The 23,949-nt window shown below is 37.9% G+C and carries 25 protein-coding genes; 17 read left to right on the top strand and 8 right to left on the bottom strand.

All coding sequences use genetic code 11. The features are described 5' to 3' along the window. Nucleotides 1–116: 116 nt before the first annotated feature. The 5 genes from CKK03_RS14410 to CKK03_RS14390 all read left to right on the top strand — a co-directional run bounded on the left by CKK03_RS14410 (nt 117) and on the right by CKK03_RS14390 (nt 5,684). Entirely contained in the window at nt 117–1,100 is a 984-nt protein-coding gene (locus CKK03_RS14410) for an ABC transporter substrate-binding protein (RefSeq protein ID WP_099363233.1), read from the top strand. 110 nt (nt 1,101–1,210) lie between these two features. Further along, nucleotides 1,211–2,701, top strand: coding sequence for a sugar ABC transporter ATP-binding protein (locus tag CKK03_RS14405; RefSeq protein ID WP_425432869.1), 1,491 nt, complete (start codon nt 1,211–1,213; stop codon nt 2,699–2,701). Then, entirely contained in the window at nt 2,702–3,760 is a 1,059-nt protein-coding gene (locus CKK03_RS14400; RefSeq protein ID WP_099363231.1) for an ABC transporter permease, read from the top strand. A gap of 96 nt (nt 3,761–3,856) precedes the next feature. After that, nucleotides 3,857–5,470, top strand: coding sequence for an ABC1 kinase family protein (locus tag CKK03_RS14395; RefSeq protein WP_099363230.1), 1,614 nt, complete (start codon nt 3,857–3,859; stop codon nt 5,468–5,470). Further along, nucleotides 5,454–5,684, top strand: coding sequence for a helix-hairpin-helix domain-containing protein (locus CKK03_RS14390; protein ID WP_142354023.1), 231 nt, complete (start codon nt 5,454–5,456; stop codon nt 5,682–5,684). Before CKK03_RS14395 ends, CKK03_RS14390 begins: the two co-directional genes overlap by 17 nt. A gap of 16 nt (nt 5,685–5,700) precedes the next feature. On the opposite strand, the gene CKK03_RS23730 is transcribed toward CKK03_RS14390, so the two are convergent. Further along, on the bottom strand, nt 5,701–5,877 hold the full coding sequence (locus CKK03_RS23730; RefSeq protein WP_180271256.1) for a hypothetical protein: 177 nt from the start codon (nt 5,875–5,877) through the stop codon (nt 5,701–5,703). Nucleotides 5,878–6,017: 140 nt separating this feature from the next. On the opposite strand from CKK03_RS23730, the gene CKK03_RS14385 reads away from it, so the two are divergent. Further along, complete coding sequence (locus tag CKK03_RS14385) at nt 6,018–7,373, top strand: MFS transporter (protein ID WP_099363229.1); 1,356 nt, start codon at nt 6,018–6,020, stop codon at nt 7,371–7,373. Between the two features lie 93 nt (nt 7,374–7,466). On the opposite strand, the gene CKK03_RS23725 is transcribed toward CKK03_RS14385, so the two are convergent. After that, the gene (locus tag CKK03_RS23725) at nt 7,467–7,631 is read right to left on the bottom strand and encodes a hypothetical protein (RefSeq protein ID WP_180271255.1); all 165 of its coding nucleotides are present in this window, start codon (nt 7,629–7,631) and stop codon (nt 7,467–7,469) included. A gap of 49 nt (nt 7,632–7,680) precedes the next feature. Then, nucleotides 7,681–7,926, bottom strand: coding sequence for a DUF2164 domain-containing protein (locus CKK03_RS14380; RefSeq protein WP_099363228.1), 246 nt, complete (start codon nt 7,924–7,926; stop codon nt 7,681–7,683). Nucleotides 7,927–7,961: 35 nt separating this feature from the next. On the opposite strand from CKK03_RS14380, the gene CKK03_RS14375 reads away from it, so the two are divergent. Further along, nucleotides 7,962–8,390, top strand: coding sequence for a hypothetical protein (locus tag CKK03_RS14375; RefSeq protein WP_099363227.1), 429 nt, complete (start codon nt 7,962–7,964; stop codon nt 8,388–8,390). Nucleotides 8,391–8,436: 46 nt separating this feature from the next. Here CKK03_RS14375 and guaC read toward each other — a convergent pair whose 3' ends face one another. Beyond that, nucleotides 8,437–9,420, bottom strand: a complete 984-nt coding sequence (guaC, locus tag CKK03_RS14370) for a GMP reductase (RefSeq protein ID WP_099363226.1) — start codon at nt 9,418–9,420, stop codon at nt 8,437–8,439. 166 nt (nt 9,421–9,586) lie between these two features. Further along, entirely contained in the window at nt 9,587–10,126 is a 540-nt protein-coding gene (locus tag CKK03_RS14365; protein WP_099353672.1) for a helix-turn-helix domain-containing protein, read from the bottom strand. A gap of 243 nt (nt 10,127–10,369) precedes the next feature. Here CKK03_RS14365 and CKK03_RS14360 point away from each other — a divergent pair, with 243 nt between their 5' ends. Both CKK03_RS14360 and CKK03_RS14355 read left to right on the top strand, forming a co-directional pair. Next, nucleotides 10,370–11,035 (top strand): alpha/beta hydrolase, encoded by a 666-nt coding sequence (locus tag CKK03_RS14360; protein WP_099363225.1) that lies wholly within the window; start codon nt 10,370–10,372, stop codon nt 11,033–11,035. Continuing rightward, nucleotides 11,025–11,450, top strand: a complete 426-nt coding sequence (locus CKK03_RS14355; protein ID WP_099363224.1) for a DoxX family protein — start codon at nt 11,025–11,027, stop codon at nt 11,448–11,450. Before CKK03_RS14360 ends, CKK03_RS14355 begins: the two co-directional genes overlap by 11 nt. A gap of 169 nt (nt 11,451–11,619) precedes the next feature. On the opposite strand, the gene CKK03_RS14350 is transcribed toward CKK03_RS14355, so the two are convergent. Next, nucleotides 11,620–12,258, bottom strand: coding sequence for a metallophosphoesterase (locus CKK03_RS14350; RefSeq protein WP_245864121.1), 639 nt, complete (start codon nt 12,256–12,258; stop codon nt 11,620–11,622). A gap of 501 nt (nt 12,259–12,759) precedes the next feature. Between CKK03_RS14350 and ltaS the strand changes: the two genes are divergently transcribed. The 4 genes from ltaS to CKK03_RS14330 all read left to right on the top strand — a co-directional run bounded on the left by ltaS (nt 12,760) and on the right by CKK03_RS14330 (nt 17,744). After that, the gene (ltaS, locus tag CKK03_RS14345; RefSeq protein ID WP_180271254.1) at nt 12,760–14,715 is read left to right on the top strand and encodes a lipoteichoic acid synthase; all 1,956 of its coding nucleotides are present in this window, start codon (nt 12,760–12,762) and stop codon (nt 14,713–14,715) included. 123 nt (nt 14,716–14,838) lie between these two features. Beyond that, on the top strand, nt 14,839–15,126 hold the full coding sequence (locus CKK03_RS14340) for a YhdT family protein (RefSeq protein WP_099363223.1): 288 nt from the start codon (nt 14,839–14,841) through the stop codon (nt 15,124–15,126). Beyond that, complete coding sequence (gene panF / locus CKK03_RS14335) at nt 15,123–16,583, top strand: sodium/pantothenate symporter (RefSeq protein ID WP_099363222.1); 1,461 nt, start codon at nt 15,123–15,125, stop codon at nt 16,581–16,583. The genes CKK03_RS14340 and panF overlap by 4 nt, the downstream gene beginning before the upstream one ends. A 102-nt stretch (nt 16,584–16,685) precedes the next feature. Continuing rightward, on the top strand, nt 16,686–17,744 hold the full coding sequence (locus CKK03_RS14330; RefSeq protein ID WP_099363221.1) for a tartrate dehydrogenase: 1,059 nt from the start codon (nt 16,686–16,688) through the stop codon (nt 17,742–17,744). A gap of 48 nt (nt 17,745–17,792) precedes the next feature. On the opposite strand, the gene CKK03_RS14325 is transcribed toward CKK03_RS14330, so the two are convergent. Beyond that, the gene (locus CKK03_RS14325) at nt 17,793–18,233 is read right to left on the bottom strand and encodes a cell wall hydrolase (protein ID WP_099363220.1); all 441 of its coding nucleotides are present in this window, start codon (nt 18,231–18,233) and stop codon (nt 17,793–17,795) included. Nucleotides 18,234–18,446: 213 nt separating this feature from the next. Here CKK03_RS14325 and CKK03_RS14320 point away from each other — a divergent pair, with 213 nt between their 5' ends. From CKK03_RS14320 to CKK03_RS14310, 3 genes are all read left to right on the top strand, one after another. Next, nucleotides 18,447–18,935 (top strand): PH domain-containing protein, encoded by a 489-nt coding sequence (locus tag CKK03_RS14320; RefSeq protein WP_245864120.1) that lies wholly within the window; start codon nt 18,447–18,449, stop codon nt 18,933–18,935. Next, a complete protein-coding gene (locus tag CKK03_RS14315; RefSeq protein ID WP_245864119.1) occupies nt 18,932–20,521 on the top strand; it encodes a PH domain-containing protein in 1,590 nt (529 codons plus the stop codon). Before CKK03_RS14320 ends, CKK03_RS14315 begins: the two co-directional genes overlap by 4 nt. Nucleotides 20,522–20,591: 70 nt before the next feature. Further along, a complete protein-coding gene (locus CKK03_RS14310; RefSeq protein ID WP_099363218.1) occupies nt 20,592–21,245 on the top strand; it encodes an SDR family oxidoreductase in 654 nt (217 codons plus the stop codon). Between the two features lie 37 nt (nt 21,246–21,282). On the opposite strand, the gene CKK03_RS14305 is transcribed toward CKK03_RS14310, so the two are convergent. Next, nucleotides 21,283–22,266, bottom strand: coding sequence for a Gfo/Idh/MocA family protein (locus CKK03_RS14305; RefSeq protein ID WP_099363217.1), 984 nt, complete (start codon nt 22,264–22,266; stop codon nt 21,283–21,285). A gap of 340 nt (nt 22,267–22,606) precedes the next feature. On the opposite strand from CKK03_RS14305, the gene CKK03_RS14300 reads away from it, so the two are divergent. Continuing rightward, complete coding sequence (locus CKK03_RS14300) at nt 22,607–23,908, top strand: purine/pyrimidine permease (protein ID WP_099363283.1); 1,302 nt, start codon at nt 22,607–22,609, stop codon at nt 23,906–23,908. The last annotated feature ends 41 nt before the right edge of the window (nt 23,909–23,949 follow it).

Here is a 23,949-nt window from a genome sequence, read left to right as displayed (position 1 = left end):
TGATTAACTCCTAGAAAAGAAAGCGCTTCTATTTACTAGTAAAAACTTTGTGGTTACGAAGGTTTCAATTTATTAATGAAATAAATAACTAGTTAAAAACGAGGGGGTTATTTTTTATGAAAAAAGTATTACGTTTAGTATCGCTGCTAGTTTTACTATTAATTCCTGTACTGAGTGCGTGTAGTAATTCAGAACAAACAGGCGACAAACCAAGTGGGGATTCGGGAAAAGATTCAGGTGATAAGCATAAGATTGGTATTTTGGCACCAGCTGTTACACATGGATGGGTTGCAGCAGTTGCATATCATGCGGAAGCCCGAGCAAAGGAACTTTCTGGTGAGATTGAGTACCAGATTCAAACAAGTAGCAATGCAGCTGAAATGACTTCACAATTAGATGATTTAATGACGTGGGGGGCAGAAGCTATCGTAGCATTTCCACAATGGGAGGGTATGGAAGTACCTATTCAACGTGCATTAGATGAAGGAATCAAAGTTGTAAACTTTGACATTGTCATTGATGCAGAAGGTGTTTATCGAGTAGCGGGAGACAACGAGGACATGGGTGTTCAAGGTGCAAATTACGTTGTTGAAAAGATCGGTAAAGAAGGAAATGTCGTTATTCTAGAGGTACCTTCCTCAGGCTCTGTTTCTGAATTGCGTAAGAAGGGATTTGTTGAAACCATTGAAGAAATCGCTCCGGATATTGAGCTTCACACGTATGCAACTCAGTTTACAAGAGAAGATGGATTAAAAGATTTTGCGGATATTTTAACAAGCTTAGATAAAATTGATGCGGTCTATTCCTTGGATGATGAAACTTCCATTGGTGTTTTACAAGCAATTAAAGAGGCTGGAAGAACAGATATTAAAGTAGTAACCGGCGGCGGTGGTATGCAGGAGTATTTTAATCTGATGCCTGAAAACGAAGATATCTGGATTCAGTCTGCTCTATATAGCCCGGCCATGGTAAAGGATGCTGTTGATGTTGCACTTAAGGTATTAAAAGGTGAAGAGGCTGAAATGGAAACCATTATTCCTACAACGATTGTAGACAGAGATAATTATAAAGATTTCCTCGATGAGGGTTCACCTTACTAAGAAATAGAGCTCGAGGGCTATGGCAACACTGCTATAGCCTCTCTCTTTTACCTTTTTTGTGAGCTTTGTAGTGACTTTAAAGGTTTGGAAGTGATGACGTGTTAATTGAAATGAAACAAATCCGAAAATCCTTTGGAAGCAACCATGTACTTAAGGTTGTATCTTTTTCCTTAAAAGGCGGTGAAATCTGCGCATTGCTTGGGGAAAATGGGGCAGGAAAATCTACGTTGATGAATATTTTGGGTGGAGTTTTGCAAACGGACTTTGGCTCTATACACATTGACGGGAAACTAGTGGAATTTGCTACACCAGCACAATCACAGGATGCCGGAATTGCCTTCATCCACCAAGAGCTCAACTTAATCAACGATTTACCAATCTATGAAAATATGTTCCTTGGCCGAGAGTTGAAAACAAAGAGAGGTAGCTTGGATTTAGAAAAAATGTATCAAGAAACAAAAGAGATGTTTAATAAAATGAACGTAGATCTTGATCCGAATAAATTGGTTCGAGAACTTGATGCCTCCTATAAACAAATCATCGAAATATGCCGGGCAATGATGACAAATGCGTCGATTATTATTATGGACGAACCGACTACTTCTTTAACAGATCAGGAAATTGAGCGAGTCTTTTCGATGATGAGAACCTTAAAGGATCATAATGTCGGTATTATCTTTATTTCACATAAATTAAATGAGGTTATGGAAATTTGTAATCGCTATCTTGTGCTTCGTGATGGTAACTTGGTGTCTGAAGGTAATGTCAGTGAAGTGACAACGAATGATCTTGCACGATATATGGTGGGACATGATGTGAGAACAGAATCTCTAATCAGAGAGAAGAAGTTAGGTAATGAGATTCTACGTGTTGAAGGAATAACTTCTAGTCATATCTTTAGGGATATTAGCTTTTCAGTTCAAGCGGGTGAAATTGTCGGTTTTACAGGGCTTCTCGGTGATGGACGTAGTGAACTTTTTCAATCTATTTTTGGAGCAGATGAGATTACATCAGGGAAGATTTTCCTTAACGGTAAGGAAGTAAAGATAACGAGTACGACGAAAGCAATCAAGGAAGGAATTGCCTATTTGCCACGAAATCGCAAAGAAAATGCCATTATCAAGGATATGAACATTTTAGAAAATGCTTCAATCGTTACTTGGCCTACGTTTTCAAAGCGGGGAACGATTAATACAAAAAAGCATCAGGAGATTTTTGAAGAGCATAGAAAAGCATTACGATTGAAAATGGGTGACCTTACTGACAGTATAACGAGTCTCTCTGGAGGAAATCAACAAAAGGTTGTCCTAGCAAAATGGTTGGCTGCTAACCCAAAACTTCTTATCTTGGACAATCCTACCCAAGGTGTTGATGTTGGGGCGAAGGAAGATATCTATGACATTATCTTAAAACTAGCTGAAGAAAATATTGCAGTTGTTGTTCTTTCCAGTGAAGCGAAAGAAATCATACGCGTCTGTGATCGAGCAATCGTCATGTATCATGGTACCATCCAGGGGGAAGTCGCTGGAGAAGATATGAATGAGCATTCCATCATGAGTCTTGCTACGGGTGGGGACTTAAGTGAGGGAGAGGTGAGCTAAATGAAGCCAAGTATCGATCAAACAACAATCAAGAATAAGAAAAACTTTTTGGAATGGTTTAAATATAAATGGTCAAATGACCCACTATTCAGTATCGCAATTGCATTAATCATTATGGTTATTTTACAAACATTGGTTTTAGGTTTTGATTATGATTCATTTGGAGAATGGTTTCAGTCGTGGATCAATAACTGGATTAATATTTTACGCAATAATGCAGGGACAGCGATTGTTGCTTTAGGGATGACCTTTGTTATCATGACAGGCGGAATTGATTTAGCTGTTGGTTCAACCTTGGTTGTCACTGGCGCCTTTTCGATGATGCTACTAGATACGGGTACAAAAGGGTTTCTGGGAATGATGGGAATCACAGGTGCACCTGCATTTATCATCACAATTCTACTGGTTTTACTAGCAGGGTATCTATTAGGTTCACTTATCGGAGTTAGTATTACAAAAGGGAATGTTCCTCCGTTTATTGCAACATTAGGAGCTATGATGATTTTTAGAAGTGTGACACAACACTTCATGCAAGGATATAATCCTACTGTTCCAGTTGAATTTTTACAAATCGCAAGCTTTAAAATTGGAAACTATATGATTATGCCAATAATCTATTGGGCGATCATTGCCTATATACTTTACTACGTATCGAAAAGAACAACATTTGGAAGACATATCATTGCGGTTGGATCCAATGAAAGAGCAGCTAAGCTTTCCGGTATTAATGTGGAAAAAGTAAAACTAAAGGTATATGCCCTTATGGGGCTACTTGTGTCCATAGCCGCAATCATCCAGGTTTCAAGAATTGGATCAATGGACTTTTCGAATGCAGGAAGAGGAATGGAAATGGATGCAATCGCTGCGGCGGTTGTAGGAGGAACAAACATGATGGGCGGAAGAGGATTCATTCTAGGAACGGTCTACGGGATGCTAATCATTGCCGTCATGAATAACCTTCTTAACCTATTCGGGGTACCACCATTTTTAAGGGAAGCATTTAAAGGTGTAATTGTAATTGCCGCTGTTTTATTGCAGAAAAAAGAAAAAACGTCATAAGATGATATTTATCAAGTGCATTTCTTTTTAAAGGAGAAATGCTTTTTTTATTGAAATATTTTATTATGGGAAGTTTAGGAAATGAGAGGTTTCTAAATGAAGACGAAAAATAAGTTGGTTCGAATGACCAAGGTTCTTTCGATGGCTTTTATGATTTTTAGTAAAATCTACTGGTATAAGATTCGTAGAAAGCCACAAGCTGAATGGGATAAACTTTGGGAGCAGATAGGTACAAAATTTCGCAAAACGCTTTTTGAATTAGAAGGTTTACTAATTAAGGTTGGACAAATATTAAGCACCAGGGCTGATCTGCTTCCCAAACCTTTTATTAAGCAAATAGAGGATCTAACAGATAAGGTTCCTTCTTCAAATTGGAGTGATATTGAAAGAATTCTTAACGACGAGTGGGATCGTCCTATTTATAGCATTTTTCAATCAATTGAGAAAGAGGCAATTGCTTCTGCGTCCATTGGTGAAGTATATCAGGGTGTTCTTAAAAATGGAGCGAAAGTTGCAATCAAAGTCCAAAGGCCAGATATTCAGTCGATTTTAAAAACGGATTTCCGGTCGTTAGCGATCATTATTTGGTTTGCTGATCATTTTGTACCAGTTCCGAAGGGGTTTATTAATTTCAAGGTCCTATTTAAAGAAATAAAACAAGTAATTGAGCGAGAGTTAAATTATACAAAAGAAAGACAAACACTTGAGTCCTTTTCCGAGCGGTTTAAGGATATGTACAATGTCAAAATTCCAATGGTCTACCCAGAGTACAGTACTTCAAAGGTTCTTGTCATGGAATGGGTTGATGGTATAAAGATATCAAGTATCGAGGATATCCAATCCATTGACCGGAAAAAGATTGCCCAGAGTTTAATAGAACTTTTCCTTCCACAATGGCTGGAACCAGGTATGTTTCATGCCGACCCTCACCCTGGGAATGTTCTGCTATCAAAGGAAGGGAAAATCATCTTACTTGATTTCGGGATGATTGGGGAAATTTCGAAAAAAGATGCGAAACAGTTTCAAGGTTTAATTGAAAGCTTTCTTACCAAGAACTATTCAAAAACGGTTGATTGTTTATCACAATTAGGATTTTTATTGCCTGAGGCTGACCATCGTACAATGGAAAAGCTGTTAGAGGAATTGATGTCGTTTGAACTGTCTCAATTAAAGGAGATAGACCTTATTGCCTTTAAACGTGACATGAATGATATCATTCAAGCACTACCGATCCAAGTCCCAACACGATTTATCTTTTTAGGCCGATCCTTTGTAGCAATTGAAGGGATTACTCTCAATCTAATCTCAGAGGATGATATAGTGGAAATTGTAAAACCAGTGCTCACGAGCTGGTTGAACAAGGAAGGCAATCAGAAATGGTCATTGGTCTGGCAATGGATTCAGGCACAGCCAGTGTTTAAGATTTTCCATTCAGTCCAACAGTTTTTGCAGTTACCTCAAAAATTAGAGGATTTGAAGGAAATTGAACAAAGAAGAGAATTCCAATTTACGATTTATGAAACGAATAAAAAGCATTTATTTCAGTTGTCTTTATTTGGCATTGTAGGAATGGCAGCCAGTATTTTTACTTCACATTTAATTTTGCTTTATCTTTCTGGTGGACTAACAGCAATCTCAGGTATTGGATATTTTAATGTTACACAGAAACAGAAAAAATGGATGAGGTATATGCATGAAAAACGGAGATGAAAAAGGAGTGTTTCTTTTGTCTGAAATTGATGAGTTAAAATTAAGCAAACCAGCATTACGTGCTTTGCATGGAGCGGGATACATCATGCTAGAACAGTTCACAAAGCTGACTGAGAGAGAAGTATTGGCTTTACATGGTGTGGGTCCGACTGCCATTAGGGAGCTTCGATTAGCGCTAGGGGAAAAGGGACTTGCTTTTAAAACAGAAGCGTAAAATAGAATCGCGAGGGTTATCCCCCGCGATTTTCATGTTCTACACTTTGTTTAGTTTGATTGTACATGTAACGAATCATCTTCATAGTTCTACTACCTTGAATCATGATGATAATCGTATAAATTGTTGTTAAGATAACCGCAAAAATCCCAATATAAAACAATGTTGTGATTTTGGTTGCTCTACTAATCATATCAAACCTCCAATTAGTTTAGTCTATTTGTAGCTTTTACGACTTAGATGAGATTATCCGTTTTTCATTGAATTGTTCTTCACCCGCCTAATTTGTTTGTGTGATACACTATTAGCAATTGGCTAAAAGGGGAATTCAGAATGTCTGAAACTATAAAAAAACCAAGATTAGTAATCATTGCAATCGCATTGGGTGCGATTTTAAATCCGCTTAATACCACGATGATTACAGTTGCCTTACCTTCGATTCAGCACGATTTTACGCTTTCTTCTAAGGATATTTCGTGGTTAATCGCCTCTTACTTCATTGTAAGTGCTATTTTTTTACCCATTATCGGAAGACTCAGCGACCATTATGGTAGGAAAAAAATCTTTCTCATCGGGTTATTGCTCGTTTTACTATCATCTGTTTTAGCACCCTTGTCACAAAACATGATGACATTACTTGGCCTGAGATTGATTCAAGCCATTGGCACTTCTGCCCTCTATCCTGCAGGGATTGGAATGGTCCGCTTGTATATTAAACAAAATCAAAATCGGGTAATCGGAACATTGGCGGTGTTCGCAACAACATCTGCTGCGTTTGGACCAACAATTAGTGGACTGCTCATTCAATATGGGGGCTGGCCGGTTATTTTTTATGTGAATCTCCCAGTCATTTTCCTTTCCGCATTTTTAACCGTGTTCTATATTCCAAAAGACGAGCCAACAAAAGGGACCGCTTTTAAGTGGGACATCATTGGGATGCTGTTATTTAGTGCATTCATCACGAGTTGGATGGTCTTTTTGCTATCATTGGAAGGCGGATTTAATATAGGGTACTTCGTCCTATCACTAGGATTATCTGTTCTTTTTTATATATACGAAAAAAAGAAAGCAGACCCGTTAATCAATGTTGTATTTTTGAGAAAGAATCCGACTATTTCCGTTGTTTATGCGCAGTACATTTTATCAACATTGATATTCTTTTCGATCTTGTTGTTTACACCGACTTATTTGCAGGAAGTGATCGGTTTAGGTTCGGAATATACAGGATTGATGATGTTGGCGCTATCGGTATGTGCCATGATCACAACGCCAGTTGCAACAAGATGGGCAGAAAGAGTAGGGTACCGAGTTCCATTGCTAGTTGGGGCAGCAGTGGGCATTGTAGGAGTGGGATTCCTGTTTGCGACTACGAAAAATTCCTCATTGCTCTGGATAATCATCGTATTAGCATTGTTTGGAATAAGTAACGGACTGATGAACATTAGCCTCCAAAACTTATTGTATAGTTTTATCAGCGTTGCTCAATCGGGAATCGCCTCGGGTCTCTTAATGACCTCAAGGTTTATCGGGAATATTTTAGCCTCAAGCATATACGGGGTTGTGTTTGCCGTTGGATTACATGATAGTAGTAAAAATTCGATGACAATCGCTTTATTGGCCGTTTCGCTGCTTATCATACCTGGAATGCTTTATGTAACGAATCAAAAAGTAAAGACGGAACAGTGGTAAAGGAAAAGCCATCATGCAGCAGGGGCATGATGGCTTGTTTTTGTGTTACAAAATAATACCAAGTTAAGAAGGATTCTCGCTCTTTTCCACGAACTATTCAGTTAGGCTTTTTTTAAGTTCTAAAAATGCTTCAACTGAGTCATCAAGTAGCCTTTCTCGATTCTGATCTTCGTTGACATCTGTATCAACTTCCATCTCAGACTTTAAAATGCCATATGTATCATTTGGATCAAAAGAGTTTTGTTTGTCTTTTGTCATATGCATTTCACCCCTTAAAGGTAGTGTAGGCAATTGAGTGAAATATACTCTACTTTCTTATAGGGCGTTCAAGTGTTAAAATTTCGTCGTCAAGAGAGGCGAACTGTTGGTCCACCACCGCTTTCACGTCATGTACTGCAGCATTGTAAATATGTGGTGCTAGTTTTTCTTTGACAAAATGTAAAACTTGTTCTGCCGCAAACTCGCTGATTTCTTCATCTCTTTCTAACGAGAAAAAGGCTTGTATGTCCGAAATCATCATTTGCTGTTGTTCTTTCGATAGCTTAATAAACAATCAAAACACTCCTATTCTATAAAGGTGGAAGCATGATGAAATTAAAAACAATTTTAATTATCGTACCACTGCTTATTGTTTTACTATACAGTTTTACATATGTTCCTCACAAGGTTTTTGATATCAATCCCGATGAGGTTTCAAAAATCCATATTGTAGACGGAAATTCTGGATACAGAATGGATATTACATCCGAACAAGAAATCAACCGTATTATTACGAATTTAAATGAAGGGACCTTTAAAAAAGGAAAGCTTTCAGCTGGTTATATGGGATACCGCTTTGACACAACGATATACGATACAAACGGAGAGTCCATGAAGGAGTTGATCATAAATTCAAGTGACACCATTAGGTATAAAGGGTTCTTTTATACATCTACTGATACGGAACTTGAATACGAGTTCATTGACGAGCTAGTTGAAAAATCAGTGAGTAAACAAGAAAATCAAAACCAAGACTAAACGGTAAAAGAAAAAGGATGAGCTGCGATAGCTCATCCTTTTATAATTAATAGATTCGGTCACCATTAAAGATTGAGTTCTTAACGATCACATAATCAACGTGGCGGATGGAATCTAGTTTCGTTCCTCCAGCATAAGAGATAGAAGACTGAAGGTCTTGTTCCATTTCTTTTAGTGTATCTTTTAATGAGCCTTTGTGCTCTACATAGATTTTCTTACCTTCAACATTCTTCTTTTCACCTTTTTGGAATTCAGATGCTGAACCGAAGTATTCCTTAACTAGCTTACCTTCGACTTCTGTTGTTTCACCTGGTGACTCTTCATGTCCTGCGAAAAGGGAACCGATCATGACCATTTTTGCACCGAAGCGAATTGATTTTGCGATATCACCATGTGTACGGATACCACCGTCAGCAATGATCGGCTTAGTTGCAGCCTTTGCACACCAACGAAGTGCAGCTAGCTGCCAGCCGCCAGTTCCAAAGCCAGTTTTAATTTTTGTGATACACACTTTACCAGGGCCAATTCCAACCTTTGTAGCATCAGCTCCAGCATTTTCTAGTTCTCTTACTGCTTCTGGAGTACCAACGTTACCAGCAATCACGAAGCTTTTTGGTAAATGCGCTTTTATATGTTTAATCATTTCAATCACTGAATTCGAATGACCATGTGCAATGTCAATTGTAATAAATTCAGGTATAAGATTTTCTTCAGCAAGTTGTTCAACGAAAGTGTATTCCTCAGGCTTCACTCCAACACTGATAGAAGCGATTAAACCGCGAGATTGCATATCCTTAATAAAATCGACACGTTTTTCTGGGTTGAAACGGTGCATGATATAGAAATAGCCATTTTCAGCTAAAAATAATGCGATGTTCTCATCTATAATGGTCTGCATGTTTGCAGGGACAACCGGAAGTTTAAATGTGTGGCCACCAAATTCAACTGTTGTGTCACACTCTGAACGACTGTTAACAATACATTTTGCAGGGATTAACTGAATATCTTCATAATCAAATACATTTTCCATTTTAAAAACACTCCTAAAACCGAATATTATTTTCTTGGTTGTTCAATAATGTTCGTACATTAGATAATTTACATGATTTTTAAACCGTTGTCAAAGCTTTTTTAGTATTGGCATACGAACTAACGAATAACCATGAAAAAAAGCCTACGTTGTACGCAAGCTTGTACTATAAAATATCATTCAATTCTGAATCAGAATAAACGGAGATTAAGATTACAGCCTTCGTATCTCCAATGTTTTTTACGAAATGCGGGACACTTGCATTCCAGCTGAAAGAATCTCCCTCTTCAACAATAACGGAATCTTCCCCTTGTTCAGCAAGAATTTTTCCTTGTAAGACCAAATGGCATTCTTCCCCTTCATGGGCGTTCGGCTCTCCCATTGATGCACCAGGTGGACATTCGACAATCATCATACGAAGCCCGCCTTTAGAGGTGAGGTGTTCTACTTTTAAATTGTTAAAGGAGGTAGTCGTTCTATCATCCTTACGAACAACACGCATATGTTCTTTCTTTTCTAATAATAAGTAGGGAAGTGGAATTTCAAGAAAATCAGCGATTGTTTTTAGTGTATTAATGGATGGAGACGTATTATTGTTTTCAACATTACTAATAAAACCTTTAGATAGACCAGTGCCTTCACACATTTGGGCGATTGTGATTTTTTTTCGATTTCGTATCGCACGAATTTTTGTACCAATATCCATAGCTTTACCTCACATGTTTTCTAGTATGAAACTTTCTTTAATAGTAGCAAAAAAAATGTTGACAAGCTACTAGGTTCCTTGTTATCTTATAAACAACAAATATTCATATTAGAAAACAAAACCTGTATAGGTTTTTCTTTTTGTCCGATAGTTTCTTAATAAGAATATTTTATCTCTATATGTAAATACCGCGCTGTGAGGAAACTTTTAATAAGTAAATAACATAAAGGAGGGGAACATTACTTGAATTCACCATTTACCTATGAACTGCGCCATCCTTCAACAATTGATCCTGATAAAAAATATCCTGCTCTATTTTTAATGCATGGTATGGGGAGCAATGAACAAGATCTTCTTTCGTTAGTAAGAGGGTTGGAGGATACTTTTTATATATTTAGTATTCGTGGGCCATTAACACAGCCACCAGGGTATGCATTCTTTACAATTGAGGGTTATGGCAAGCCACACAGAGAGGTATTCGACCAAAGCATTGGTCAACTTAAAAATTTTCTTGAATATGCTTCGCAAAATTATCCAATCGATCAAGATAGCATCTATTTACTAGGATTTAGCCAAGGAGCAATCGTTTCAATGACTTTAGGGCTTGTCTTAGGAAATCGTATTAAGGGCATTGTTGCATTAAGTGGGTATATTCCTGCCTTCGTTAAAGAGGATTATGATATACAACCCGTCGAAAACCTTTCAATCTTCATTTCGCACGGGCAACATGATCCTGTTCTTCCATTTGAATGGGGAGTAGAGAGCGAGGAGTTTTTTGAAAAGGAAAAGGCAAGTGTAAGTTTTCATTCTTATCCAGAAGGACATACAGTTTCATTACAAAATTATCGTGATTTCATTGAATGGATCACAAACATTATAAAAAATGGGGGAAATACAAATGGAAAATAAATTTGAATTAGGTCAATTAATTATAAGAGTTGTTTTAGGGATTACGTTTTTTATTCATGGGTTAGATAAGTTCCAAGGTGGAGTTGAAAATACTGCTGGCTGGTTTGAGAGCATAGGAATCCCTGGTGTTGCGGCTTATGGTGTAGCAGTTATTGAACTTGTTGGAGGAATTATGTTAGTTCTTGGCTTATTTAGTCGAGTTGTTTCGATTCTTTTTGCTGTAGTTATGGTTGGTGCCATTGTAAAAGTAAAACTTGCAATAGGGTTTCTAGGTAACGGTCAGATGGCAGGTTATGAATTAGACTTAGCGTTTCTTGCAATGGCTGTGATGCTTGCGATAACTGGTTCTAAAGCATTTGCTCTTGACCAACTTATTGGTAAAGGAAAAGAAAATAAGACAACATCAGTAAACTAATGTAAATTATAAGGTTTTCAAATTAGAAAAAACATAAATAGTATCCACTTGTGAATCGTTTTTTAAGTAAAATAGCGACTAAAGCATACGCAAAGAAGAAATGCGTATGCTTTTTTTAGTTTAGCAGTATAAAGACATACGCAAAATCCAAAAAAAGGTAGAAATGAATTCATAGGAGATAAAAATTGTAAAAGTTTTCCATTTCTGAATCGTTCATGGTAACTTCGTCTGTTAAAACCTCGATACCGAGCTTTTCCATTTCTTCGACAATTTTTTCATCATCATTTCCGTAATAATCATGATTTCCAAGAGTAGCATATACTCCAAGTGGTGCCTTAATTTCCATCATGGTTTTACCCATCTTCTCCTTTAAAAAGGGCTCAATATGATCGTCGATTAGATCTCCAGGGATTAACACGATATCTGGACGAGTTTCTTCTACTAAATGGACGAACCTTTTAAGATGGTTTTCACCAACGATACTACCAAGGTGAAAGTCGGAAGCCATTAAGATTTTTAAATCGTCCCGATCCGAATTTTTGTTTATCGAGACTTCATAGGTTCTCTCAACAGGACTCCATGCATAGTACGTCCCGAAACCCAAAATAAGGATATACACCAAAAGTACACCAAAGCCAATTACGCGAATACCTTTCTTTTTAAATAGAAAAAATAATAGAATTGCGATTGGCATAAGAATGAGCCCATAACCTGTCAGTGTTAACCAATAATAGCCAATTGTTTGTAAGATTGCAGAGGAAGTGGAGTAACCTACAAAAATGCTTAATGATAAAACGAGAATAACCAATATGTATGTCTTTTTATGTCGAAATAAAAATGAGTGTTTGAGCCATTTCCATCCCATATACCCAAAAAAGAAACACATACCACAATAAACTAAGAGAAATAGGAAAATTGCAAGAAGAAACATAGTTCGAATAGCCCTTTCCAAATAAAGTAATTCCTATTATAGTAGTATAATTGAAATAGATTGTTTCGTCTTTGATATTGCTCTTTTTTGTAAAGGAAAAGTGGTCATAATTTTGAAGGATGTAACGTATTTTATAAAAGTTTGTAAAAATGGTGTACAGGCTAGAGTGTAAGGGGATACATAAGTTGCAAGAAAATTTCGGGGTTTTTTAGGACTCTTGACTTTTTAAAGAAACGTAGTAAAGTAAGTGAATGTACCGCAAATGTAAATTTTATTACGTATGTTAATAATTTGTTCATAATTACTTGATAGAATGGTTTTTGAGTTTTCGTAGAAGAGAATATAATTTTTTTGTTTAAATTGAAGGTAGGTGCAATCATGAAAAAGAACATTCTAAAACGTGGTCAAAATATCTTCACTAGCTTTTTTGGCTTTTATTTATTAGCAGTGTTACTCCTATGGATGAAAACATATATTTCACAATCAACTGAATTTAACTTGAGTATTGATAACTCATTACAGACGTTTCTATTAGTATTAAATCCACTTGGATCGGCTTTATTTTTCTTAGGTTTATCATTTTTGGGTAAAGGGAAAAAGAGATATAGAAGACTGCTTATTATCTATTTTCTAATGTCATTCCTTTTATACGCAAATATTATGTATTACCGATTCTTTAGTGACTTTATTACATTGCCAACATTGTTCCAAACACAAAACTTTGGTGATGTGAGTGGAAGTATAACTTCACTTTTAAAACCATATGATTTCTTGTTCTTTGTTGACTTTATTGTATTAGTAGCACTTGTAGTCTTCAAAGTGATTAAGGTTGAAACGACAACAAGCTTAAGAGGAATGAAAGTGGCTGCCTTATTCGCGTTTGCGATTTTGATTTCAGCTATTAATCTTTCTCTTGCCGAGGCTGATCGTCCACAGCTATTAACACGTGGATTTGACCGCCACTATATTGTGAAATATCTAGGTATGTACAACTATACTATTTATGATGCTGTTCAAAGTACAAAAGCTTCAACGCAAAGAGCGTTAGCAGACAGTAATGACAGTATCGAAGTGATTAACTATACGAAAGCAAACTATGCTGAACCAAATCCGGAGTATTTTGGAGTAGGTAAAGGGATGAACGTTATTTACCTTCATCTTGAATCCATGCAAAACTTCTTAATTGATTACAAGTTAAATGGGGAAGAAGTAACACCGTTCCTTAACTCATTAACTAAAGAAGAAAATACAATGTATTTTGATAATTTCTTCCATCAGACAGCTCAAGGTAAGACTGCTGATGCTGAGTTTATTCTTGAAAACTCAATGTATGGTCTTCCGCAGGGTTCAGCTTTTACAACAAAAGGCATGAACACATATCAAGCGGCCCCAGCGATTCTTGGTCAGCAAGGCTATACGTCAGCAGTGTTCCACGGTAACTCAGGAAGCTTCTGGAACCGTAATGAAATTTATAAGTCATTTGGCTTTAATCACTTCTTTGATTCAAGTTTTTATCAAATGAATCCAGAAGATCTTGCTGAATATGGATTAATGGATAAGCCATTTTATGAGCAGTCTGCGGATTTACTAGATACATTACCGCAGCCATTTTATTCAAAATTTATTACAGTAACGCATCACTATCCGTACCGCATTAGTGAAGAGGATGCAACCATTGCGCCTCATACAACAGGTGATCGTTCTGTTGATGGTTATTTCCAAACTGCACGTTATGCAGATGAAGCTTTAGAGCAATTCTTCAATGACTTAAAAGAAAAAGGATTATACGATAATTCGATCATTATTATGTATGGTGACCACTATGGTATTTCTGAAAACCATAATAAAGCCATGAAGCAAGTCCTAGACAAAGAAGAAATCACTGCATTTGATAATGCATCCCTTCAACGGGTACCATTGTTTATCCGTGTTCCAGGAATGGAAGGTGGGGTAAACCATCAATATGGTGGTCAAATTGACCTTCTTCCAACACTTCTACACTTGCTTGGAATTGATACAAAAGAGTATGTTCAATTCGGAACGGATTTATTATCACAACAACATGATCAAGTTGTACCATTCCGTAATGGAGATTTCGTAAGTCCAACTATTTCATCAGTCGATGGTAAGTTTTATGATTCTACGACTGGAGTTGAGATTGCAGAGGATCAATTAGATACTGCTAAGAAACTTCAAGACATCGTTGAAGAAAAATTAGCAACTTCTGATAAAGTTGTAAATGGTGACTTATTACGTTTCTATACTCCACCAGGATTTGAACCGGTTGATCGTTCAGATTACAATTATTTAATTGATGAGGAATCAGCTGAATAATAAGTATAAAGCTACCTAAGGTTCGTTCTTAGGTAGCTTTTTTGATGGTAAGAGGGAATTTTGGGGCAGTATAGAGGATATGAGACTACGTCAATGTTTTGATAATTGTAAGGAGAAGTCGTGATGAATAAGAGTAAACATTCAGGTGACCGAAGATACAAGGTTGCCAAAAAAGAGGCTATTCTTGGGATAGGACTAGCGGTTCTTAACTTCCTATGGTGGTTTGGCTTTGCATATGGCTTAGGGTCAAAGCCAGTAGAAGAGTATACATATATTTGGGGTTTACCTAGCTGGTTTTTTTACAGTTGTGTGGTTGGGTTTCTAGTTGTTGTTATGTTAGTCATCATTCTTGTAAAAAAGGTATTTAAAGAGGTACCGTTTGATGATAACGAGGGGGGTGACTCCTTATGAATTGGGAAGTATTGATCCCTTTCATAGCTTTATTAGTGATTATTTTTATTGTTGGTATATATGCTGCAGGTCGCTTAAAAGAGAGCGCGGGATTTCTCCAAGATTATTTTCTGGGGAGTCGGGAGCTAGGTGGATTTGTTCTTGCGATGACAATGGTTGCTACCTACGGGAGTGCCAGTAGCTTTATTGGTGGCCCTGGTGCTGCTTACACGATGGGGCTTGGATGGGTACTACTAGCCATGATTCAAGTAGTTACCGGTTATTTTGTTCTAGCGGTTTTAGGGAAAAAATTTGCGATCGTTGCACGAAAAATCAATGCTGTAACTCTCATTGATTTTTTAAAGGAACGCTACAATTCGAAGTGGGTAGTTTTGCTATCGGCAAGCAGTATAATTATCTTTTTGTTTGCGTCAATGTCCGCCCAATGGGTTGGTGGGGGAAGATTAATTGAATCGTTAACAGGTTTGTCCTATACGAGTTCATTGTTCATTTTTGCTCTTTCCATTTTAATTTATGTCACGATTGGTGGATTTCGAGCTGTAGCTTTAACAGAGACGATACAAGGGATCATCATGTTTATTGGGACCTTAATCATCCTAATTGGCACAATTATCGCTGGCGGTGGTGTACCAGCGATAATGAAAGAACTTATATCCGATAATCCAAATCTCGTATCACCGTTTGGGCCTGATGGCTCCCTTACTCCATTATATTTATCATCATTTTGGATTCTTGTAGGGATTGGAGTTGTTGGATTGCCGCAAATTGCGGTCCGAGCTATGTCGTACAGGCATTCAAAGGCAATGCACCAAGCGATGATTATAGGAACCGTCGTTGTCGGATTTATTATGCTTGGGATGCATTTATCTGGGGTATTCGCAAGAGTCATTATTCCGGGGGTGGAAGTTCCTGATACGGTTATGCCATTGCTTGCAATGGAGGTATTACCGCCCTGGCTAGCAGGAGTTGTTCTTTCTGCACCGATGGCAGCGATTATGTCTACCGTTAACTCTTTATTATTAATCGTTGGTTCTTCGATTGTGAAGGATATCTATTTGAATTACATAAAACCAGATGCATCGGATCTAACAGTTAAAAGACTAAGTATGTCAGTTACTGGGCTGATTGGTATTCTTGTCTTTTTATTAGCAATTAATCCTCCTGATTTACTTATTTGGTTGAATTTGTTTGCGTTTGGAGGTCTTGAAGCTGCGTTTATCTGGCCGGTCGTACTTGGATTATATTGGAGAAAAGGAAATAAATACGGAGCCATTTCTTCTATTCTCGTAGGGGTAGGAAGTTATATTCTAATCCATACAATTTCACCAGAACCATTTGGTATGCATTCAGTTGTCCTGCCAGTGCTATTCTCACTCATTGCGTATATTGGTGTGAGCTTATTGGTGAAGGAAAATGACCTCGAACATTTACGAAATATGGATGCGAAGTTTTATTAATCGGCAAGTGCCTGAACTTGTCGATTTTTCTATGATGTCCGAATGCTGTTCAATATGATACGATTTGAACAAAAGAGACTAGCTTAAGGGAGGTTTTGCGCTTTGAAAAATTTGAAGATTGCGTCAATACCCGGGGATGGGATAGGAAAAGAGGTAGTACCTGCAGCGATAGAGGTTTTACATGCAGTAGCAGACATACATGGTGGAATAAAATTTGAATTTATCGAGTTTCCCTATAGCTGTGAGTATTATTTGGAACATGGTGATATGATGGCACCCGATGGTCTAGAACGATTAAAGCATTTTGATGCCATCTTCCTTGGGGCGGTTGGAAATGTGAAACTTGTTCCCGATCATATTTCCCTTTGGGGGTTATTAATAAGGCTTCGTCGTGAATTTGAGCAAGTGATTAACCTTCGACCTGCAAAGCTTTTAAAAGGGATTCGTTCACCCCTAGTTAACCCGAAGGACTTTGATTTACTTGTCGTTCGCGAAAACAGCGAAGGGGAGTATAGTTCTGTTGGAGGTAGAATTTATAAAGGAGAAGATGAAATAGCGATTCAAAATGCTATTTTTTCAAGAAAGGCCACAGAACGGGCAATGCGCTATGCGTTTGAATTGGCGAAGAAGCGAAACCAACATGTAACCAGTGCGACCAAATCAAATGGAATTGTCTATTCGATGCCATTTTGGGATGAAATATTTCAGGACGTAGCGAAGGATTATCCTGAAATCAATACTGACTCACAGCATATTGATGCTTTGGCAGCTTTCTTTGTGACTCGTCCAGAACGTTTTGATGTGATTGTTGCAAGTAATCTTTTCGGCGATGTTTTAACAGATCTAGGTGCTGCCATTATGGGGAGCATTGGCGTTGCACCAGCTGCCAATATCAATGTGAATGGAAAATATCCGTCGATGTTTGAGCCTGTACATGGGTCTGCACCAGATATCATTGGGCAAGGGATCGCAAATCCAGTTGGTCAAATATGGACAGCGAAAATGATGTTAGACCATTTTGGTGAAGAGGAACTTGGCTCGCTGTTGTTAAGTGTTATTGAGAGTGTAACAAGTGATGGCATTTATACACAGGATCTCGGCGGGACTCATACGACGTCTGAAGTTACAACCGAGATCATTGCAAGATTAAAGGCATTATAGAAAAAAATTTGATGTTACTTAATTAAAAACCCCCATACTTAATGGGGGTTAACCGCGATAAACACTCTCACATGAACCTGCCTGTGGTTCATAATAACAATGGTCTTTGAATTGTCCTGCAAATGGTTGACCGTACCATGTAGGTGGACAAGGAGCATATGGATTAAAATACCAAAGAGAATACTTTGAAGGATGTTCGCGCCAAAAGGTTAAGGTTTGCCTAGCCAATTTTCTTTCAACCTCTCTTGCTGGATTATAGAACAGGTTCCCTTTTTGTACCGCTTCAAAGGAATAATTTCCACCTTGTACTTGAAAAATCACTTCCCTTATTGTTCTTACATCTCTAAAATCTAAACAATCCGCTACAGCTCGATTGACAATGACGTTACCAACCATAAGCATGCCTTGTCGACCTTCACCTTCAGCTTCTGCCCTCATCATCCTTGCTACTAAATCAACGTCCTTGTCTGTATGTTTTACTCTTGCCATTTTCCATCACCTCTACAAAAATTGTATGAAAACACCCTCAAAAGATGTCGGTTTTCCATAAATTTAAACCTAATTTTCAAACAGATATCCAATGGTTATCAAGGATAAGCTATTTTTTGATCAAACTTCTATAAAAATAGTAAATCATGAAACTTTATTGCTATAGTTATCGTAAATATGTCTAATACGATTTATCATAAGGAGCTGCTAGAAGTGATTGATGTAAAATTAGAAAATCAATTATCCCCTGATTTTCCTAAAATACGACTACTATCTGAATCGATTACGAATATGATCGGATTTATGGTTCTGGGATTCTTGTTTTGGTTGAACTATTATTTTACCTGGCCAACTTGGGCGTTTTGGATTTTAATTGCTCTTCTTGCGTTTGCCATTCTCGGAACGATTTGGTCTTTTATTGAACCCCAATTGCTTTATCGAAACTGGAGTTATCAGTTTGATGATGAGTTCCTTCAAATGCGTTATGGAGTACTAACGAAAGAATGGGTGACTGTGCCAATGACGAAAATCCAGTCGGTTTCGACAAGCCAGGGTCCCATTTTGAAAAAATATCAGGCGCGTTCCATTAAAATCGAAACAATGGGCTCATCTCATACAATACCTGCTTTGGAAGAGGGTATTGCCCTGGAATTAAGAGAGAGATTAGCAGAATATGCAAAGTTAAAGGAAGTAGATGAATGATGAAATATCATCCACTTGGTATTGGTTTTAAGATCTATCAACTAATAAAGAACAACTTCATCTTGTTGGTACTTTTGTTTGTTATCCAAAGAGATTCAGAGTCTTGGTACTTTGTGTATGGAAGGTATGCGTTTTTAGTATTTGTATTTTTGCGATTACTTTACATAGTGGCTAGTTGGTTTGTGGAAAAATATGAGTGGAAAGACCGTACATTCCATATTCATAAAGGGCTTTTTGTGAAGCGTACAAGCACCATTCCGTTTTCCAGAATCCAAAACGTAACTCGAAAAACCACCCTCTTTCATAAAATCGTTGGTCTAACATCTCTTACGTTTGAAACGGCAATGGACGGGGAGGACGATTCCATCCATTTCGACGTACTATCAAAAAAACATGCCGATTCTCTAATTGACCTCGTTCAGCCTGGTAAGCAACAGGCGGGAGCGCTTAAATTTGAACATGTAGAGCGGATTCATGATAATCATGAACTGGATTATGCAGATGAAGAGTCATTAGAAAAATACGATGAGAATGTACTGGGATACGTAGAAAATGAACAGCAGAATGTTCTTGATAAAAGACGTCATGTTCATTTTACGCCAGAAAAAAAGGACTTGTGGAAGGCTAGTTTTACCTCCCTAAGCTTCCTAGCTATTATTCCAATTATTTTTGCCGGGCTGGATACGTTAAGACCGTTCTTACCTGATACAGAAGGAGTACTTCAGGTCTTGCTTGCAAGTAAATGGCTGTTTGTTATTGTCCTGATTTTTGCGATCATTATTGCCGTTACATTTGGTGTAGCTCGAACATTTATCCGCTATGGAAGGTATGAAATTTCTTCAGATTCACGATATATTTACATAGACCGAGGGGTACTTGATGAAAGTTATTTTGCGATTGAAAAAAAGAAAATTCAAGGTCTAGAAATAAAGCAGACGTTGATGAAGCGAATATTTGGGTTAGCGGAAGTCAAATTAATCAGTTCTGCCAATCCAAATAAAGGCGATGAATCCATCAATGTGAACTCACTTTATCCATTTTTACCTCTCCAAAAAGCATATGATTTAATTGAAGAATTGCTACCGATCTATCAGGTGAAAACAAGTAAATTAGAAAGGTTACCACGCAAATCGTTGTGGGTTAAATTACTGAAACCAAGCTGGTTATGGCTTATCGCAACAATCGGTTTATTTTACTTTAAACCTGAGTTTTTTGGGATTGAGCAAATCTGGTGGATCTTATCTGTTGTCTTACTATGCTTCATTATATTGCAGAGGTTTCTTGATTATCATCATACGAGATATGCCGTGAATGAGGCACAGGTACAATGGTGGCATGGTGGACTAACCAGTCGCATGTTTATAACGAAACGGAGATATTTGATTGAAATGTCTTACTCTCAATCGAAATTGCAAAGTCTTTTCAAAGTTGCCTCGATTACAACGATGAATCGTTCAACTCCAACACATATTGAGACTATTGATGATATTCCATTACCGTTTGCTCAAGCATTTGAAAAATGGTATTTGAAGCGTCGCGAAGATGTCGATCTTGTAGAAGAACGTAATAGCAATTTGGAATCATAAGCCCTATCATTTGCTATCTATTTCCTAACTTGTAATAATAAAGGAAATGGAAAAGAAAGGGGCTAGATTGATGAAAGTTTGTGTAGTCGGTGCGAATGGTCAAATTGGAAAACAAGTGGTGGAGCTTCTAAAGGAAAGTAGTGAGCATACACCCATTGCGATGGTGCGTAAACAAGAGCAAGTAGCCCATTTTGAGAACGTAGGTGTCGAAACCGTTTTGGCAAGTATTGCAGATAGTGTTGATAAAATAGCAGAAGCCATTACAGGCTTTGATGCGTGTGTGTTTACTGCAGGCTCAGGTGGACATACAGGTCCTGATCAAACGTTGCTAATCGACCTTGATGGTGCGGTAAAAACGGTTGAAGCGGCAGAAAAGACAGGCGTTAAGCGCTTTGTGATGGTAAGTGCGTTAGGTGCGAATCAACGTGAAAAATGGAATGAGGCAATTCGTCCATACTATGTAGCAAAACACTATGCTGATCGAATTCTTGAACAAAGTGATTTAACGTATACAATCGTTCGACCTGGGGGCTTGTTGAATGAAGAAGGCACTGGGAAGGTTGCAATTGGGGAGAATTTGACAAGAAATACAATTCCCCGTGCGGATGTAGCAAAAGTGATAGTAGCTTCCTTATCTGAGGAAAATACATATTATCAATCATTTGATCTTGTAAGTGGAGAAATTCCAATTGTAGATGCATTGAAAAATGTAAAAGGTGATTAAAGGAGACGCTTGCGACGGTTTGGTCGCAAGCGTTTTTTTACCTGTCAGCAGGAAACTTTAACCCGATTTGCTTGCGGGCTTCGTCTAATAGTTCCATGACTGTAATCGAGTTTTGATGCGTGTTTACGGTCGATTCTAAGGAACCATTTTTAATCAGTTCAATAAATTCTTTGGTTTCATAATACATAGTGTGGTGCTCCGGGAGGTTAGAGATATCTTCAACTCGACCGTCCCGATAGCGGATTTCTACTTTTTCAGGTTCTGAAATTTTATCGATGAGAATACTGCCTTTTTCACCTTGAATTTCTGAAGGGATGTAGGAGTTCGTGATTTTTGAAAACATCACCGTACCTTCCATGTCCGTGTAATGGGCAAGAATACCGCCTTCACCATCGACACCTGACTCGAGCATAAGCCCACTTGCTTTGATTGAATCTGGTTTTCCGAATAATTGCACCATCGGATAAATACAATACACCCCAATATCCATTAATGAACCATTTGAAAATTCCGGTTTAAAGGCATTCAACACTGTTCCTTCTTTATACGCATCATAGCGGGATGAATATTGGCAATAGCTCGCAAAATAACGACGAACCGGTCCGATTTTATGTAAGTTCTCCCGAATGCTTGAATAGGAAGGGAGAAAGCCTGATTTGAGCGCCTCCATTAACAGCACTTTATTTTCCTTTGCTGCCTGAATCATTTCCATAAGCTCTTTCGTGTTTGAGGCAATTGGCTTTTCACAAAGAACATGTTTTCCGTGTTTCAATAGACTAATTGCATGAGAGGCGTGAAAGGAAGTAGGACTTGCTATGTACACAGCATCTACTACATCAGATTGCGCCATTTCTTCAATTGAAGTAAAGGTGTAAGGTGCAAGGTGTTTAGTGGCAAACTCCTTTGCGCGCTCATCCGTTCGTGAATATACAGCGGTTAATGAAAATTCCTCAATTTCCTTTGCTGCTTCTAAAAATGAATCTGTAATCCAGTTAGTTCCTATAACTCCAAAACGAATCATAAATTTTCCTCCAAAAGTAAAGCATATATATTCATTATATCAAACATGCAAATTTATAAAAAAGTGATAAAATGGGAGAGCACATAACTTAATTCATCAGAAGTCACAATATACTGAGATTAATGCAGAAAGAGTTACAAGGTGGTCAAACCGATAATGAATAAAGTTATAGCCTCCGGCGGATGCCACGATTTTTCAGAGGTAATTTTTCGAGCAGTAAGTTCAAAGACTAAGAACGCCACATCGTGTGGCAACGTCTTTATGACCCACTTCCTGTGGGCCTAAAAATCGGGCGCAAATACGCCAAGGCGTATTTGATAGAAGAATAGGGATGAGAATTTTGAAAGTTTTTTTTAGTTCAATACAATGGCTAGCCTTTATCATTGCTAGTTCCATAGTCGCACCAATTGCGATTGCAGCTCTATATGGAATGGACCCAGTTGAGACAGCGAGTTTTGTCCAAAGGACCTTCCTCGTATTAGGTTTATCCTGTTTAATACAAGTGTATTTTGGACACCGTTTGCCGATCAATGAAGGACCTGCTGGCTTATGGTGGGGCGTATTTATTATCTATGCAAGCTTGGGTCCGACGTTATATGGTTCAGGTGAAGAAACACTTCGGGCGATTGAAGCAGGTATTTTGGTGAGTGGGATTCTTTTTATGTTCTTAAGTATCTTCGGGATTATTGATCGACTGTCGAAATTATTTACGCCAGTTGTAACAGGCACTTATTTAATTTTACTTTCGCTACAATTGAGCGGTTCTTTTTTAAATGGCATTTTCGGTGTTGGTTACCGTGGTGCAGAGACGGTTAACTTAAAAATCGCCGGTATTTGTTTATTTATTATTCTATTTACCTTTGTTTTTGCCGAAAAAGGACCTCGAGCTCTAAGACAATACTCCGTTTTAATCAGCTTGGCCCTTGGTTGGATTATTTTTGCTGTGCTTGGATTAAATGAACCAACCAAAGTTACGTCAAATAAATGGATAGAGGTACCTGAAATCTTTCCTTTCGGTCAGCCAATCTTTGATAGTGGAATGATTACGACCTCAATCCTTGTGACGCTGTTGCTTTTAACCAACCTTATAGCTAGTGTAAAGGTCGTTGAACAAGTGCTTCAATCACAAAACGTATCATTAGAAAAAACAAGATTTCGTCCAGCTGGCTTTATGGCAGGAATTAACCAAATGTTAGCTGGTCTCTTCTCAGCGGTCGCACCTGTTCCGATATCAGGGGCTGCGGGATTCATCGCCACTACGAAAATTAATACTAGACTCCCATTCATTGTTGGAAGCTTCATCTTGGTCGGTATTAGTTTCCTTCCGAAAGTGATGAATTTTGTTTCAGGCTTGCCTGCACCAGTGGGGTATGCAACGGTATTTATCATTTTCGCTAACCTTATGCTACCGTCTTTAGCGATGTTTGAAAATCTTGAAAACAAATATCAATCCAGACTGATTATCGTTTTTTCGTTATTCGTTGGGGTAGGGGCGATGTTTGTACCTTCAGAAGCGTTTACGGATATACCGCCTATTTTAACTTCAATCTTGAACAACGGTCTTGTGCTTGGAACGGTTGTGGCCGTCTTGATTGAACAAACCGTTTCAAGACTTGGTTCTAAAAAGAAAGAAAGAGTCTAGTCGGAAGTGGTAGAATTATGCTACTATAGAGAAAAATCTGT

It is taken from the genome of Fredinandcohnia onubensis (assembly GCF_002734215.1).
In the GTDB taxonomy this organism is placed as follows: Bacteria; Bacillota; Bacilli; order Bacillales; family Bacillaceae_L; genus Ferdinandcohnia; species Ferdinandcohnia onubensis.
The sequence above is the reverse complement of the archived record's forward strand: the minus strand, read 5'-3'. Positions and strand labels throughout refer to the sequence as shown.

Coding starts and splice junctions, on each gene's coding strand:
- CKK03_RS23725 (WP_180271255.1), bottom strand. CDS start 7,631: ATGACAAAAGACAAACAAAACTCTTTTGATCCAAATGATACATATGGC.
- CKK03_RS14375 (WP_099363227.1), top strand. CDS start 7,962: ATGAAATTAAAAACAATTTTAATTATCGTACCACTGCTTATTGTTTTA.
- CKK03_RS14405 (WP_425432869.1), top strand. CDS start 1,211: ATGAAACAAATCCGAAAATCCTTTGGAAGCAACCATGTACTTAAGGTT.
- CKK03_RS14355 (WP_099363224.1), top strand. CDS start 11,025: ATGGAAAATAAATTTGAATTAGGTCAATTAATTATAAGAGTTGTTTTA.
- guaC (WP_099363226.1), bottom strand. CDS start 9,420: ATGGAAAATGTATTTGATTATGAAGATATTCAGTTAATCCCTGCAAAA.
- CKK03_RS14400 (WP_099363231.1), top strand. CDS start 2,702: ATGAAGCCAAGTATCGATCAAACAACAATCAAGAATAAGAAAAACTTT.
- CKK03_RS14395 (WP_099363230.1), top strand. CDS start 3,857: ATGAAGACGAAAAATAAGTTGGTTCGAATGACCAAGGTTCTTTCGATG.
- CKK03_RS14340 (WP_099363223.1), top strand. CDS start 14,839: ATGAATAAGAGTAAACATTCAGGTGACCGAAGATACAAGGTTGCCAAA.
- CKK03_RS14315 (WP_245864119.1), top strand. CDS start 18,932: ATGATGAAATATCATCCACTTGGTATTGGTTTTAAGATCTATCAACTA.
- CKK03_RS14305 (WP_099363217.1), bottom strand. CDS start 22,266: ATGATTCGTTTTGGAGTTATAGGAACTAACTGGATTACAGATTCATTT.
- CKK03_RS14390 (WP_142354023.1), top strand. CDS start 5,454: ATGAAAAACGGAGATGAAAAAGGAGTGTTTCTTTTGTCTGAAATTGAT.
- panF (WP_099363222.1), top strand. CDS start 15,123: ATGAATTGGGAAGTATTGATCCCTTTCATAGCTTTATTAGTGATTATT.
- CKK03_RS23730 (WP_180271256.1), bottom strand. CDS start 5,877: ATGATTAGTAGAGCAACCAAAATCACAACATTGTTTTATATTGGGATT.
- CKK03_RS14310 (WP_099363218.1), top strand. CDS start 20,592: ATGAAAGTTTGTGTAGTCGGTGCGAATGGTCAAATTGGAAAACAAGTG.
- ltaS (WP_180271254.1), top strand. CDS start 12,760: ATGAAAAAGAACATTCTAAAACGTGGTCAAAATATCTTCACTAGCTTT.
- CKK03_RS14410 (WP_099363233.1), top strand. CDS start 117: ATGAAAAAAGTATTACGTTTAGTATCGCTGCTAGTTTTACTATTAATT.
- CKK03_RS14365 (WP_099353672.1), bottom strand. CDS start 10,126: ATGGATATTGGTACAAAAATTCGTGCGATACGAAATCGAAAAAAAATC.
- CKK03_RS14385 (WP_099363229.1), top strand. CDS start 6,018: ATGTCTGAAACTATAAAAAAACCAAGATTAGTAATCATTGCAATCGCA.
- CKK03_RS14325 (WP_099363220.1), bottom strand. CDS start 18,233: ATGGCAAGAGTAAAACATACAGACAAGGACGTTGATTTAGTAGCAAGG.